Annotated in this window: 8 protein-coding genes and 1 pseudogene; 3 read left to right on the forward strand and 6 right to left on the reverse strand. The window is 65.0% G+C overall.

Annotation, left to right across the window (positions count from 1 at the left end; genetic code table 11):
• Positions 1-78: 78 nt before the first annotated feature.
• Both J7367_RS00005 and J7367_RS00010 read right to left on the reverse strand, forming a co-directional pair.
• Positions 79-1,358, reverse strand: a pseudogene (locus J7367_RS00005) (TonB-dependent receptor plug domain-containing protein); the annotation flags it as partial.
• Between the two features lie 472 nt (positions 1,359-1,830).
• Positions 1,831-4,179: a Tat pathway signal protein gene (locus J7367_RS00010; protein WP_150146486.1), complete on the reverse strand. Its 2,349-nt coding sequence runs from the start codon at positions 4,177-4,179 to the stop codon at positions 1,831-1,833.
• 455 nt (positions 4,180-4,634) lie between these two features.
• On the opposite strand from J7367_RS00010, the gene J7367_RS00015 reads away from it, so the two are divergent.
• From J7367_RS00015 to J7367_RS00025, 3 genes are all read left to right on the forward strand, one after another.
• Positions 4,635-6,203 carry a S53 family peptidase gene (locus J7367_RS00015; RefSeq protein WP_057661271.1) on the forward strand — a complete coding sequence of 523 codons (1,569 nt, stop codon included), beginning with the start codon at positions 4,635-4,637 and terminating at the stop codon, positions 6,201-6,203.
• A 434-nt stretch (positions 6,204-6,637) separates the two neighbouring features.
• Positions 6,638-7,708: a DUF5694 domain-containing protein gene (locus J7367_RS00020; RefSeq protein ID WP_057661268.1), complete on the forward strand. Its 1,071-nt coding sequence runs from the start codon at positions 6,638-6,640 to the stop codon at positions 7,706-7,708.
• A gap of 24 nt (positions 7,709-7,732) precedes the next feature.
• Entirely contained in the window at positions 7,733-8,212 is a 480-nt protein-coding gene (locus tag J7367_RS00025) for a hypothetical protein (RefSeq protein ID WP_176215023.1), read from the forward strand.
• Between the two features lie 255 nt (positions 8,213-8,467).
• On the opposite strand, the gene J7367_RS00030 is transcribed toward J7367_RS00025, so the two are convergent.
• The 4 genes from J7367_RS00030 to J7367_RS00045 all read right to left on the reverse strand — a co-directional run bounded on the left by J7367_RS00030 (position 8,468) and on the right by J7367_RS00045 (position 14,401).
• The gene (locus tag J7367_RS00030) at positions 8,468-8,764 is read right to left on the reverse strand and encodes a hypothetical protein (protein ID WP_057661267.1); all 297 of its coding nucleotides are present in this window, start codon (positions 8,762-8,764) and stop codon (positions 8,468-8,470) included.
• A gap of 222 nt (positions 8,765-8,986) precedes the next feature.
• A complete protein-coding gene (locus J7367_RS00035) occupies positions 8,987-10,489 on the reverse strand; it encodes a DUF5597 domain-containing protein (RefSeq protein WP_057661265.1) in 1,503 nt (500 codons plus the stop codon).
• Entirely contained in the window at positions 10,489-12,825 is a 2,337-nt protein-coding gene (locus J7367_RS00040; protein ID WP_057661263.1) for a S9 family peptidase, read from the reverse strand. The genes J7367_RS00035 and J7367_RS00040 overlap by 1 nt, the downstream gene beginning before the upstream one ends.
• Positions 12,815-14,401 carry an APC family permease gene (locus J7367_RS00045; RefSeq protein ID WP_057661282.1) on the reverse strand — a complete coding sequence of 529 codons (1,587 nt, stop codon included), beginning with the start codon at positions 14,399-14,401 and terminating at the stop codon, positions 12,815-12,817. The genes J7367_RS00040 and J7367_RS00045 overlap by 11 nt, the downstream gene beginning before the upstream one ends.
• Positions 14,402-14,417 lie beyond the last annotated feature (16 nt).

Here is a 14,417-nt window from a genome sequence, read left to right on the forward strand (position 1 = left end):
CAGCGTCACCGAACGTCAGCTGCATGGATGAATCCTCTACATAAGGCGATAGTGTCGCGCATCTGCGGTGAGTTGATCAGACCTTCCCAAGGTGTCCTTGTAGCGTGCATGGCCGGCCGCCGCATCCCACTGCCAACTGGTGCCATCCACGCGCCCGCGCCAGCCAGCCAGCCAGCCACGATATTGGTCTGGAACATGGTGGAGGTGTAGACGCGCGTATTGGCCTGCGGAGAGCGCAGATAGTAGGCGTCCAGTTGATCGCCGAACGGGTTGTAGTAGTTGTCTACCGCGTCCGGCATTTCCAGCCCGTAGGCATCCAAGCGCGAGACCGTCTTGCTGCGCGTCCAGAACACGTCCATGTAGCCCTGCACGCTGGGGTTGAAGTCGAAACTGCCGTGCAGCGAGGCATTGGTGCGTTTGATCGGGGTGATCAGGTACTGCGCGTCGTAGACGTTGTAGCTGTCGGTGGCGCGATTGTAGGGGCGAAACGCCTCTTCGCCGACCGGCCCCGGCGCGACGCCATCCACCGGCGTCAGCACGCGCCCGTCGGTCAGGAAGGCGCGGGTGTTGGCTCCGCGAACCTCGCTGACCTGCCCATCGAGATATTCCACCTGCTTTGCCGCATAACTGCGGTCGCGATTGAACACCGGGTTCATCGAGTTTCGGCTGAGCCCTACGATCAGCCTACCGCGGTCCCAGGTCTTGCCCCATTCCAGCCCGTGCGTGCGTCGATTGGCATCGCCATGGGTGCTCTGCGCGTAGTCCGCGGTGGCAGCGAATCCGTCGTATTTGTCCTTGAGGATGACGTTGACCACCCCGCCGATCGCATCGGAGCCGTATACCGACGACGCACCGTCGGTGAGCACTTCCACGCGCTCCACCATCGCTGCGGGGATTGCATTGACGTCCACGCCGGGCGCCGACGCCACGCTGCTGGCAGGCCCTGCCATGCGATGGCCGTTGACCAACACCAAGGTGCGCTCGGGCCCGAGATTGCGTAGCGACACCAGCGCGCGGCCGTGACTGAAGTTGGAATTGAGCGCGGGCCCGGTCTGGAAGCCGGCCATCATCGGCAAGCGTTGCAGCAGCTGCCCCAGCGTGCTCTGCCCGCTGTCTTCGATACGCTGCCGGTCGATCACTACGACCGGGCTGGCGGTTTCGGCGTCGACGCGGCGCAGATGGGTGCCGGTGACGTTGATCTGATCCAAGGTCTGGGTGGCATCGTCTGCGCCATCGCCACGCTGTTGCGCGGCGGCCGGCACGGCGGCGACCGCCAGTGCAAACAACACAGCGTTGACGAGCCTGGTGGTCTGCAAGACGCGTCGTTGGGGAGCAACAGCAGTGCGGCTGGACGACATCGGAAATCCTCGTGCTGACGCAGGGTACGGGCCACCTTCCTGCACGACCGCGCACGGCCAAGCCGCACCGGCACAGCGCACAGATGGAGGGATCGATCACGACAGAAACTGCACCGGCCTGCCGTCTCAGCGGCAGGTCTCTACGCATGCAAGGACGGCACCTGCTACGGCACCGCTCTCCCCTGAGAGCACACGTTGTGACACACGCGTTACGTTAAAAAAAATCTTGCGACAACGGCACTGCGCCGTCTTGACGAATTTAGTCGGGGCGCATGCGGAAAATCGCGTGCTTGCGCCTGCTTTCGGGCATGCCTGGATTGCCCAAGCAGCGACATACCGACACGATCATCCGATGTGCCCTGGTCTCTACGATCGACCACAGCACCTGCATGCGATCAGCAAAGCGGCACTGTGGCACGCCATGTCCAGCAACACTGCAGCAAGGCGATGCTTGCGCATCGCGTCGCGGTTGTCAGACGTACCACGCCTGCACCTTCACCAGTGCAGCAGCACCGGGCAAGGCCACCCGATCCGCATGCGAGCCCTGCACTCGCGCCGGTTTTCCATCGACCAGCACGCGCTGCAGACGTGTGCCTGCGGGCGTGCGCAAGGTGAGCCAGGTGCGTGCAGGTGCGCGTTCCGGCAATTGCACATCGGCACTGATGCAACGCGCCGCAGTGTCGGTGCGCAGCGTCAAGGTGACCGTGCCCCAGCGCGTTGGCGCTGCGGTGATGCCAACAGGCGCACCGCTGCCCAGCCACGCGCGCGGTACCGCACGCGCGAGAAACAACTGCTCGCCGGCGCTGTCGTCGCTGACCAGCATCCAGCGCAGCAGCAAGGGAATGGTCATCTGCGCCGGGATGCAGAACAACGGCATGCCGCCGGTGATGCCGCTGACTTCCCCGGCGGTCCAACTACCGCGCGTGTGCACTTGATAGCGATGCGCGTAGACGAACAACAGGTATTCTTCGATGCGATCCAGCCGCAGCAGTTGTTGCGCGTAGCCGTAGGAAATGAAACCGAGCAGATCGCGGCTGCCCGGCTCCGGCGGTGCGATGTTGGCCACCACGCCAATGCTGGTGCCGCCGTGGCCACGCAGGCAATCGATCACCAGGTGGGCCAGATCGTCCGGCAACACATCGGCCTGCAGCAGTTCGGCATATGCACGATGCGGCCATTGCTGTTCGCTGGGCTTTTCCTGCAGCAGCGATTGGCGGAAGGTCAATGTGGTCCCGGGCAACGGACCCACGTACGGCGGCGAAAGGTCGCGACGCACGTTGGCACGCAGGCTGGCCTCCAGCCGCGTACGCAGCTGCTTGGCGCGGCGTTGCCATTGCGCGGCCTGGCCGGCATCGCCATCGAGCGTGCTCCACACCTGTGCGATGTCTTCCCAGCCGCGAATGGTCAGCGCGCTATTGGCGAAATACGGTTTCCACCATAGCGATGGATCGGGAAACAGGCAGGCATCGGATTCGTTCCAGCCGTGCAGCAACCCATGGCCATGCGCCGTGCGCGGCAGTGCCAGCGCCTGGTCGTGCAAGGCGCACAACAGCTGCGCGGTGGCGGCGATCTTGGTCAGCACGCGGCGCAGCCGTGGCGCATCGCCGGTGTAACGCAGGTACCGCGCCAGCAACGACAAGGTGAGCCCGAACTGCCCGACTTCCGGCCCGCGCATGTTCGGCAGGCCATCGTCCTGCACGAAGGCGTCGAAGTAGTTGTCGAGCACCGCCGCGGCTTGTGCAAAGCGTCCCCACTCCAGGTTGGCGTACAACGAGCTGGTAAAGGTGTCCTGAAAACCGTCGTATTCGTTGCCGTAGTAATCGCGTTCCACCGCGCCATACTTCGGGTAGTCGCCGCCAGGGCGCACCACCAGCTCGCGCGCGAACGCGAACTGCGCCATGTCGTTCCAGCTCGCATCGGGAAACTGCGCCTGCACGGTGCCCTGCAGCGCCTGCTGCCAATACGCAGCGAAATCGATCAGTGCGGCGTAGAACTGTTCGGCCGTGGCGGCGCTGCGCGAGGGGGCAAATTCGGGGTAGCTGTGCGTGTAGTGCACCGCGACGATGGCGCCGGCCTTGACCTTCATGGTGCGGTGCCAGGTCTGCACCACGAAGCGGTCGCTTGCCCGCACGTCGGCAAACACCAGCACGTCGTACCAGCTGTCGGGCTCGCCCTCACGGCGCATCACCTTGCGCACCGCCGGCATCCAGCCGCCGAGCATGCCTTCTTCGCGGCGCTTGATCAGCGCTTCCTCGCCCAGCTCGGCGAAGGCTTGTTCCGGACGCGAGGTGCGGCTGCGACCGTTGGGGAGGATGGGCATGGTGTCCAGGCTTTCGCGTGTGCCCACAAAGGTGGTCCACGGCCAGCGGCCGCCGTTGTCCTTGGGGTCGAGCAAGGAGGCAGGCGGCGGCGCGGCATCGCGCACCTGTGCCTCGTCCGGGTCGCCGTCGCGCAGCAGGCGGTCGGCCAGCAGGTCGGCTTCGGCCATTGCCACCTGCGCCAGCGGCAGCCCGAAATACGGCGTGCCCCCGGCCGGATAGGCCGGCTCGGTGCGTTTGTCCAGGCGCAACATGCCGCTGTCGGTGCACAACGTGAGCTGGCCTTGCGCGTCGTCCAGATGCTCGTAGACCGTCCAATGCCGCTGCAGGTGGGTGAAGCTGCACAGCGTGCTGCCGACATGCGCGGCCGAAGGCAGCGGTTCCAGACGGGGCAGCGTCGGCGCCGGCAGCGTGCTTGCAGCCGACGACGTGGCCAGCGTGGCACCTGCACCGACCGCCGCGGTGGCCGCCACGCCCCGACGCAGAAAAGTTCTACGGTCCATCGTTACTCCCTCGAATGATCGTGGCCCATCGTGCGCGCGTTGCTGCACGGCGTCTTGTGACGGCGGTCAGACACCGGTGCGGAAATCTGCACATCGCCCCGACGCGTGGACCGCTGACGGTTGGGCGCGCGGCGGCCCTGAGTGCGCCAGGACGCTGGCCTCGCAAACCACGCGGCATGCTGTCGCAGGATTTGAGGCGCACGCGGGCGATGCTGATCTTGCTGCAACCGCTTGCCATTGCGTGCCATTGGCCGGTGGCCCAGCGATCGATGCGTCCGTGCTTCGTATTGCAGTACATCGCACGCGGTACCCCGCTGCACGGACAACCCGCGCATGGCGTTGAATGCACACGCTGGCCGTCGTGCGCGCCGCGCTGGTCGCGCAGCACGCGGCGGCGACATTGGATCTGCACCAACCCACGTTGTCCCACCCACCTCGATGGAGTTCTCCCCCGCATGCACACGATCCTGGCCGGCAGTGAGCGCCGTACCGCCCCCTCCACCATCCAAGCCGGACAACCGCCGCAGGACGAACGCCTGCGCGTCCTGCTCGCGGTGCGGATGCCGGCATTGAATGCCGCTGCCGATGCGCTGCTGCAACTGCAGCCCGATACGCTACCGAGTGCGTGCACGCGCGCGGAGTTCAGCGAGCGCTTCGCTGCCAGTGCGACAGATCTGCAGGCCGTTGCCGACTTTGCCGCCAGCTATGGCTTGACGATCGAGCGCGCGCACGCAGACAGCGGCAATGTGATCGTGGAAGGCACCGTGCAGCAATGCGAGGCCGCATTCCAGGTCAGCTTGCGCGACTATATCGATGGTGCATTGCGCTATCGCGGACGCACCGGCCCGGTATCGATTCCACAGACCCTGGGCGGCATCGTCACCGCCGTGCTGGGGCTGGACGCACGCCCGCAGGCTCAGACGCTACCCAGCGTGCCCGAGGCGACTGCATCCTCGCCGCCCGCGGTGCGGCCCACAACGCTCGACAGTCAGGATGGTCCGATCATGCAATACACGCCACCGCAGCTGGCGCAGCTCTACGGCTTTCCCGAGCACGACGGGCACGGTCAATGCATCGGCATCATTGTATTGGGCGGCGGCTATGCACGCGAACAGGTGGCTGCCTATTTCGCGCAGCTGCGCGTGCCCATGCCGACACTGGTCGATGTGCTGTTGCCCGGGGCCACCAATACCGTCAGTCGCGGCAATGCTGATGCCGATGTCGAAGCGCAGATGGATATCCAGATCGCCGGGGCAATCGCGCCGGGCGCCAAACTGGTGGTGTATTTCGCGCCCAACACCGACAACGGTTTTCTGGAGGCGATCAACGCCGCCATCCACGATGCAGAGCATTCTCCTGGCGTCATCGGCATCAGCTGGGGCTTCACCGAATCGCAATGGACGCCGCAATCGCGGCAGGCGTACGACTGTGCGTTTCAGGCCGCTGCACTGATGGGCATCACCGTGTGCATTGCCGCTGGCGACGATGGCGCCAGCGACGGGCAGCCAGGATTGAATGTCTGCTTTCCGGCATCCAGCCCGTTCGTGCTTGCCTGCGGCGGCACTCGGCTCCAGGTAACGGCCGACAGCGCCAACGAACAAGCCTGGACGAACGGCGGCGGCGGAGAAAGCAGGTTCTTTGCCCGCCCTGCCTGGCAGATGGGTCTGCGCATCACCAATGCGCAGCATCAGTCACGCCAGTTGGGCATGCGTGGTGTCCCCGATGTGGCAGCCAATGCCGACGCGCAGACCGGTTACTACCTGTCGATCAACGGGCAGCCCGCCGTGATGGGCGGCACCAGCGCCGCTGCGCCATTATGGGCGGCCTTGCTGGCACGCATCTACGGCGCAAACCGCATGCAACCCCGCTTCGTGTTGCCGCGTCTGTACGGTCGGCCGGGTGCATTCCGCGACATCGTTGCCGGCGATAACGCCGGCTTCCGTGCATCCACCGGCTGGGACGCCAATACCGGGTTGGGCGTGCCCGACGGCGCACGCTTGGCCGAGGCGCTGCGACCGGACTGAGCGTGGCATGGGCGATGCTGCAAGCAGCCATCACCGCGCGCGGAATGCCCCGATATCAGCGTACAAGCGCGGTGGCTGCCGCTCGCCTCGCTGCGTCGCTCGAGCTCCCCTGCAGGTCTGCCGCCACGCACGCTCAGGCCATTTGCATGCGGCACGTGCAACCCACCGTGACCGACGTTTCACCACCAGGCAAAAACCTCGCAGGGTGGGCGCACTGCCGCCCCTGCCATTTGACCGCATGACTTTCCGGCCGGGCCCGCCGCCCGCTGCCTCGGCCACACTCGCCGCACGTCCACCGCCGCAGGGTGCGCTTGCGGTGGCGCGGACACGATCATTCCACAAGGAGCGTCATGCAGATCCCAGTCCCTTGCGAACCGAACGGCGTCAACGCTGCGGCATCCCGTTCGGCCGTGACCGCGCCATGGCGGCATCGCATGTTGTGCTCCGTCTTGCTGACGCTCATCACGCCCTGCGTAGCGCAGGCGCAAGTGGATCTGTCACAGCTGGATGCGGAGATGGCCGCGCCACGCACGCAGGTGCTGGTACTCGGCAGCGTGCATCTATCCCAGTTGCCCAAGGGCAGCGACATCAGTGCCGCGCGCCTGCAACCGCTGATAGACCGACTGGCTGTTTACCGCCCCACCATCATCACCGTCGAAAACCTGTCTGGCGAAAGCTGCGATCTGATGCGCCGGCATCCTGCGGTCTATCTGCCCGAAGACACCACTAACTATTGTCCGGACACCGCCGACGCTGCGCGTGCCACCGGACTGGATGTGCCAGCCGCCGTTGGCCAGGTACGCAGCGCATTGAAGACCTGGCCGCAGACGCCCATGCCGGCACAACGTCGCCATCTGGCAGCGCTGTTCCTGGCCTCCGGCGACCCGTCATCTGCGTTGGTGCAATGGCTACAGCTTGCACCCGCCGACCAACGTGCCGGCGACGGGCTGGATGCTGCGCTGGTGGCGCGCTTGCGCAAGGCACAGGAGCGCCCCAACGAGAGCAACCAGATCGCCGCGCGGCTGGCGGCACGGCTTGGTTTGCAGCGTGTGTATTCGGCCGACGATCACACCGGCGACAACATCGACATAGGCGATCCGGTGTCCTACGGCAAGGCGATTCAGGCGGCCTGGGACAAGGCCGCGCCGCGTGCACGTACCATGCGCGAACACGAAGACCAGTTGGCAAGCGAAGGCGAACTGCTGGAGTTGTACCGCGCGATCAATCTACCTGCCAGCCAGCAGCTGGCGATTGCAGTGGATTTTCGCGCTGCGTTGAGCGAGGACTCGCCGGAGCACTACGGCTATCGCTACGTGTCCGGGTGGGAAATCCGCAACCTGCGCATGGTGTCTAACGTGCGTGCCAGCTTTGCCGACCAACCCGGCGCACGGGTATTGGCGGTGGTCGGCGCGATGCACAAACCCTGGTTCGACAACTGGCTGGGACAGCTACAGGGCGTGGATATCATAAATGCGGCACAGGTGCTGGGCACTGACGGGCAATGAGGTTGTGAGTACAGCGATTTCAGTATGACGCTCCGGATCAACGCCTGTTTATTTGAATACGTGATGCCCTCACCGCGTCGGCGTTGCGAGGAGATCGACGCGTCGCGTGTGCGGTGCCCTCACCGCTCGCGGGACACGCCGTCAACCCGTCCATGGGGGCTCGATGGCGGCATCCATGCCGCCAACGGTCCCGCAATCGGCGGCGACACCGCACCAGACAGTTGGCGGGTGGTTTTGATGAAAGCGAAGGAAAAGGGCAAAGCCCTCTGCCGGTTGCTTTGCCGAACCATGCGCACCGACCATCTCGACTGGTCCTTGCCCGCCCACCGTCGCGGGACCCTTGGCGGCATGGATGCCGCCACGGAGCTTACATGGACGTACTTGCAGCGTGTCCGGCGATGGTGGGTGGGCAAGGGCCGTGCAGCAAAACGCGAAAACCTTGAGTGCGCGGTGCATTCACCGCACCAGAGAGTTGGCTGGTTATTTTCGACGGCGTCGCATTGATGGTTGCTTGTAGAAACGCTGCGCACCGACCAGGTTGGCCGGTCCTTGCCCGCTCACCGTCGCGGGACCCTTGGCGGCATGGATGCCGCCACGGAGCTTACAAGGACGTACTTGCAGCGTGTCCTGCGATGGTGGGCGGGCAAGCGCCCTGCAGAAAACACGAAGACCTTGAGTGCACGGCATCCTTGTCGTTCGCAGGACACGCCGTGCACACAATGCTACAGGTCGACGACCGTCGTCGTGTAGGCCAACCGATTAGGTCAACACATCCAACAAGCTACCCAGCATCTCGTCGGAGCGCCGCAACACGTTGGCATTTGCCTGGAAGTCATTGCGTGCCGATAGACCTTCCACCAGATCGGTGGCCGGTGCAGATGGATAGGCGCTGGCATCGACCACGCTGGCCGCCGCGCCGCCATTGGCCTGGGTGCTGGCGGCAACGGACTGACGCGGGCTGCCGTCCACGGGCTGACGGGCCACATTGCTGGCCGCGACCTGCTGACGCAGCGCGGCGACCTGCATTCCGGAACTGGCGATGCTGCTGATGCTCATGATGGCTCCGCTGTAGAAACTGAGAACTAACCGATGACGTTTGTTGACAACCCACCAACACACTCGCAGCTGGCAACCGCGTTCTACTGCTTTGGCACTCGCATCAACAAATATGTGTCAGTGGCACTGCTCGGAACACTAGAACCGGCGGACAGCAGCCGCAATGTCCTGCCCAGCTCGTCGATTCCCCCAACGCCCGCCTTACAGCCGCGTCACGCGCGCTCAGTAAGTACCCACCCGCACCCGCAACACCACGGGCACATTGCCAGCCGCATCCACACGCCCGAAGTTGAGGCCGTAGTCGGTCTGGTCGCCGTTGAGCTGCCTTTCCATCTGCCAGCGCCCATCGACATACCGCCCCTGCTCCACCCGCAACAGTTGTCCATGACGGGTATCGGCCGCGTCGCGGAAAAATTCAATGCGCGCCGCCATGCCCGTCACCAGAAATTCCTCCGGCCCCAGTTGCGCCACCAGTAGCCTGCCGGCGTGGTCGTCGTTGCCCGGCAGAATGGGCGGCGCATCGCCCCACATGGGCGCACCGAACGACACCTTGGCCTCCCAGTCGCCGAAGCGCAGCGTCCGCTGCGAGTTGCCATCCATGCCGAACACCGAAAAGCCAACCCCGCCCTGCCCCAGCACATGGAACAGATACGGCGCGGTGGCCGCTTCGAAGCCGGTTTCCGATACCCAGGCCGGGTTGTCGGGCCGCGCATACTGGCCGATGACCTTGGTGTATTCGTTGTAATCGTTGGTGTAGATGTCGGTGCCGATGAAATCGATCGACGGCGTGGCCGCGCGCCACAGCGCGAATACGTTCACCGTCGCACCGCCGGACGGATAGTCCATGCCCGGATAGCGCTTGCCCTTGTAGCGCAGCCAGGTGTTGACATAGAACGGCAGCGGATACACACGCTTGCCGGCGGCGGCCACCTGTTCGATATACGCGGCGGTGGCATACGCATTGAACGCTTCGGCTGCTTCGGCACCGAACAGTTGCTGCCAGCTGCCCTGCGGCTTGCCCAGCGCGCGCGCAATCTGGGCCGGCACCGGTTGTGCGAACGCGGCCTCCCCTGCGGGGCCGTGATCGCGCACGGTACCGATGGCGCCCGGCTCGTTTTCCACCTGCACCAGGATCACGGTATGGCGGTCGCCATCCACCTTGCGCAGGTGCCGCATCAACGCAGTGAACGCACGCGCATCGGCCTGCATATTGGCGGCCACATGCGGCGACAACACATCCACCGGCTCGCCATTGGCGTCGCGCATGCGCGGGTAGGTCGCTTCGTCGCGCTTGATCCATTCCGGCACGTAATGCATCTGGCCATTCTTCCAGCTGCCGAACCACAGCAGCGCGACACGCAAGCCGCGCTTGCGGGCGCCGGCAATCAGCGCGTCCACATTGCTCGTGTCGAAGCGGCCCTGTGCCGGCTCGAATTGCTCCCAGTACACCGGCGCTTCCACCGTGTTGGCATGCAGGGCAACCACCTCGTCCAACGCCTTGGGCAATACCGCCGGCCATGCGCTGGAGTTGTGCAATTGCGCGGCCAGGATCGTATACGGCGCACCATCGACAAACAGCGCATGGCGGCCATTCTGGGTGACCAAGCGCGGCAGTTCTTCGGCACTGGCCAGCAGCGGGGCGCTAGCGGCCAACATCACCAACGACCACAGCAGCGCCGCGAGGCGGCAGCGCCGCTGCGGCTTGAATCGAACAAACAAACCCATCATTGCGCCTCCGATGGCAGGGAATTCCAGTGCGGCGTGGATTCGTTGCGCAGATGGCGCACGAAGAAGTCGTACTGGCGACGTTGCACGTAATCGATCGGCCCGCTGGAGCGGCCAACCGAATGCTCGCCACCCGGTACGGTGAGCAGGTCGAATTCCTTGCCGGCCTTGATCAGTGCGTCGACGACTTGTGCGGTGGACGCCGGATCCACATTGCTGTCCTGCTCGCCGACGATCAGCAGCAGGTCGCCCTGCACCTTGCTTGCATTGGCCACGCCAGACGCCTGCGCATAGTGCGCATCCACCGGCCAGCCCATCCACTGCTCGTTCCAGCTGATCTTGTCCATGCGGTTGTCGTAGCACCCGGCAAACGCAACGCCCACCTTGTAGAACTCCGGATGACGCTCGAGCGCTCCCAGCGTGCTCTGCCCGCCGGCCGATGCACCGTAGATACCGACGCGGCTGATGTCGTAAGACGGGTCCTTGGCCGCCAGCGCACGATGCCAGGCAATGCGGTCGGCAAACCCGGAATCGCCCAGATTTTTCCACGCCACATCATGAAACGCCTTGGAGCGATTGGCGGTCCCCATGCCGTCGATCATCACCACGATGAAACCCAGATCGGCCTGCGCCTGCATGCCGATCTGCTTGTCGCCGCCGGAGTGATAACCGAACGGCCAGAACGTCTTGGGGACGAAGGAATCGTGTGGCCCGGCATAGATGTTCTCGATCACCGGATAGGTCTTGCGCGGATCGTAGTCGCGCGGACGCACCACCATGCCCCAGATATCGGTGGTGCCATCGCGGCCCTTGGCCACGAAGGTCTCCGGCGCGCGCCAGCCGGCGGCCTGCAGCTTGTCGATCGTGCCACGCTCCACGGTGTGCAGCAGCCGGCCATCGATGGCGTGCAGCTCCATCACCGGCGGCAGGTCCGGCCGCGAATAGACATCGACGTAATGCAGGCCGTCATCGGCTATCGCCACATCGTGGTCGGCCTCGGCGTGGGTCAAGCGGGTCAACCGGCGGCCGTCGAAATCCACGCTGTAGAGCTGGCGGTCGTACGGATCCTTGCCCGCATCCATCCCGCTGGCCGTGAACCAGATGCGGCGTTGCGCATCGTCCACGCGCAGCACATCGCGCACCACCCACGGCCCGCGGGTGAGCTGGCGTTTGACCTTGCCGCTGCGTCCATCGAACAGATACAGGTGCCGCCAGCCGTCACGTTCGGAAATCCACAGCACCTCAGCGCCACGCCCGTCTACGTCGTGGCGAAAGCTGCGGTCGGCATACACGAAGGTGCGCGCGTCTTCACCGACTGCCACGCGCGCGCGCCCACTGATTGCATCCACCGAAATCACGCGCATGCGTTGAAAACCACGCTGCACATACTCGAACGCCACGCTGCGCCCATCGCTGCGCCACTGCAGCGGCGACAACGAATACGGGTTGTCGAACAACGCGGTGTCCACGTCGCGGCGTGTGCCGTCCAGCGCAAATAGCACCGGCCGCTCCACATCCACCGCATCGCCCGGCTTGGGATACAACTGGGTATGCACCACCGGTTGCCCGCCGCCGGCAGGCGCGGCTTCGACGCGGGTGACACGGCGAGCCAGCCCCGGACGCACGCGGTACACCGCCAGCTGCCGCGAATCCGGCGACCAGGCAACACTCTCCAGATCGAAATAGTCATCGGCACGGCCGTCGCTGCTGAGCCGGGTGACCTGCCCGTCGGCGACATGGCGCAACACCAGGTTCCAACCATCGGCCAGCACCTCCCACGTGGCATCGGGCGAGCGACGCGGCGTGGTGTCGGCGGGCACCAGCGGGTCGCGCACCACGCCGAAACCGCGTGGGCGTGCCGACTGCAGCCGAGCATCGGGTGCGCAGTGGTAGGTGGTCAGCGTGCAACGCCAGGGCGCATCGTCCAGTGCGAAGACAATGGCGCCATTGCTGCGTTCGCCCTCGGTTGAAAACGAGAACTGCTCGAACGGCAGGCGCAGCGGCGCGTAGGCTTGTCCGGTTGCCGCACTCAAGCCCTGCGCCACGCGCGCCTGATCGAAGGCCGGCTGCTTCTGCAACGTGGCCACATCGGTACTGACGAACGCAAAACCACCCGGCACCGTCTTGCGGTAATGGAACCTGCCATTGTCCTGCCATTGCGCCGGCCAGGCGACATTCTCCGTCAGCGTGATCCACTGCTCGCGCAACCCCAGCGAGCGTTGGTAATCGGCAACGCTGGGCGCAGCCTGCACAGCACCGGACAACAGCATCACCGAGGCGGCCAGCGCACACCATCGACGCAAACCAAGTGCGCTGCGGCGCGCCTCACTCACCATCGTCCTCCTCCAGCGCAAGCTCGTCGCTGCGCAAACCGCTGCGCGCGCCCCAGTGATAAATGAAGAACGCAATGGCCGCCACAGCCAGCGTATCGAACGGATGCGCAATCCAGCCATGTCCGCCGAACGTCCCCGCCCACGACACCAGCATCACCAGCACGAAGAACACGATCAGCCACAACGATGCGTGCACCTGCCGCACCAGGCGCGCGCGGCCTTCGCGCGAAGGCAGGCGGTACGGCACATACAGCACGAACGCGAGCACCTGCAAGCCGAGCAACCACGACAAGGTCGGCCAGGTGGACCAGTACACGATCAACGCCGCCACCATGAACGAAAGCGGCCCCAGCACCGGCAGGCCACGCACGAAAAATGGGCGCGGTAAGTCCGGTGCTCTGCGGCGCAGGGCCGCCACCGTGATCGGCGCCACCGCATAGCTCAGCACCAAGGCGGCCGACACCACGCCGATCAGCGTTTCCCACGAGGGAAACGGCAGCGTCCAGAAGATCGACAAGCCCAGACTCAACCACAGTGCCGGACGCGGGATGCCCGACGCCGGATCCACCCGCGTCAGCACCGGCAAGAATCCACCGCTACGCGCCCAGCCATACACCACGCGCGGCGTGGCATTCATGTAGATATTGCCGGTGCCGCTGGGCGAGACCATCGCATCGCAGATCACCAGTGCCGCCAGCCACGCCATGCCCAGCGCTAAGGCGATGTCGTGGTACGGCAGCGAGAAGGCCTTGTCGATACCCGCCCAGCCGTGTGCGAGCTGCGCGGCCGGGATGCTGCCCAGGAACGCCAGCTGCAGCAGCACGTAAATCACCGTGGACAGCGCCACCGACAGGATCAGCGCAATCGGAATATTGCGCTGCGGGTCGCGCACTTCGCTGGCCACCGACACGATCGGGGTCAGTCCCAGGTACGCGAAGATGATGCCGCCGGCCGAGATCGCCGCTTCCACGCCTGCCATGCCCGATGGCGCGAACCCATGCACGCTCAGATTGCCGGCATCGAAGTGCTGCATCAGCAGCACGATCACCAGGATCGGCACCAGAAACTTGAAGATGCTGACGATGTTGTTGGCCAGCGCAAAGGTCTTGACGCTGAAATAGTTGAGCACGAAGAACAGCACCAGCAACGCCAGCTGCACCAGCCAACCCACGATGCTGGGATGGGTGCTGTTCGGCTGGCTCAACCACGGGAACCACGCCGCTGCGTATTGCCGCGCCGCCTCCACTTCGATCGCGATCAGGCTGGAGAACGCAATCAAGGTGATGAAGCCGGTCAGCGAGCCGAGCAAGGCGCCATGCGAATACTCCGGGTAGCGCACCACTCCGCCGGCGCGCGGCAATGCCGCACCGAGTTCGCAATACACCAGCCCAAGCAACAGCACCGCGATGCCGCCGAGGATCCACGACACGATGCCGGCCGGCCCCGCGATCGAAGAGACGTGGCTGGCCGAAAACAACCACCCGGAACCGAAGATCGAACCCAGCCCGATGAAGGTCAGGTCGGTCAGGCTCAACCGCTTGTGGAACTTGCCTTGCGTGGTCGCAGCGTGGGTGGTCATACGTCGCCCCGAAATG

Source organism: Xanthomonas sp. D-36-1, assembly GCF_017746155.1.
Classification (GTDB): domain Bacteria; phylum Pseudomonadota; class Gammaproteobacteria; order Xanthomonadales; family Xanthomonadaceae; genus Xanthomonas; species Xanthomonas cissicola.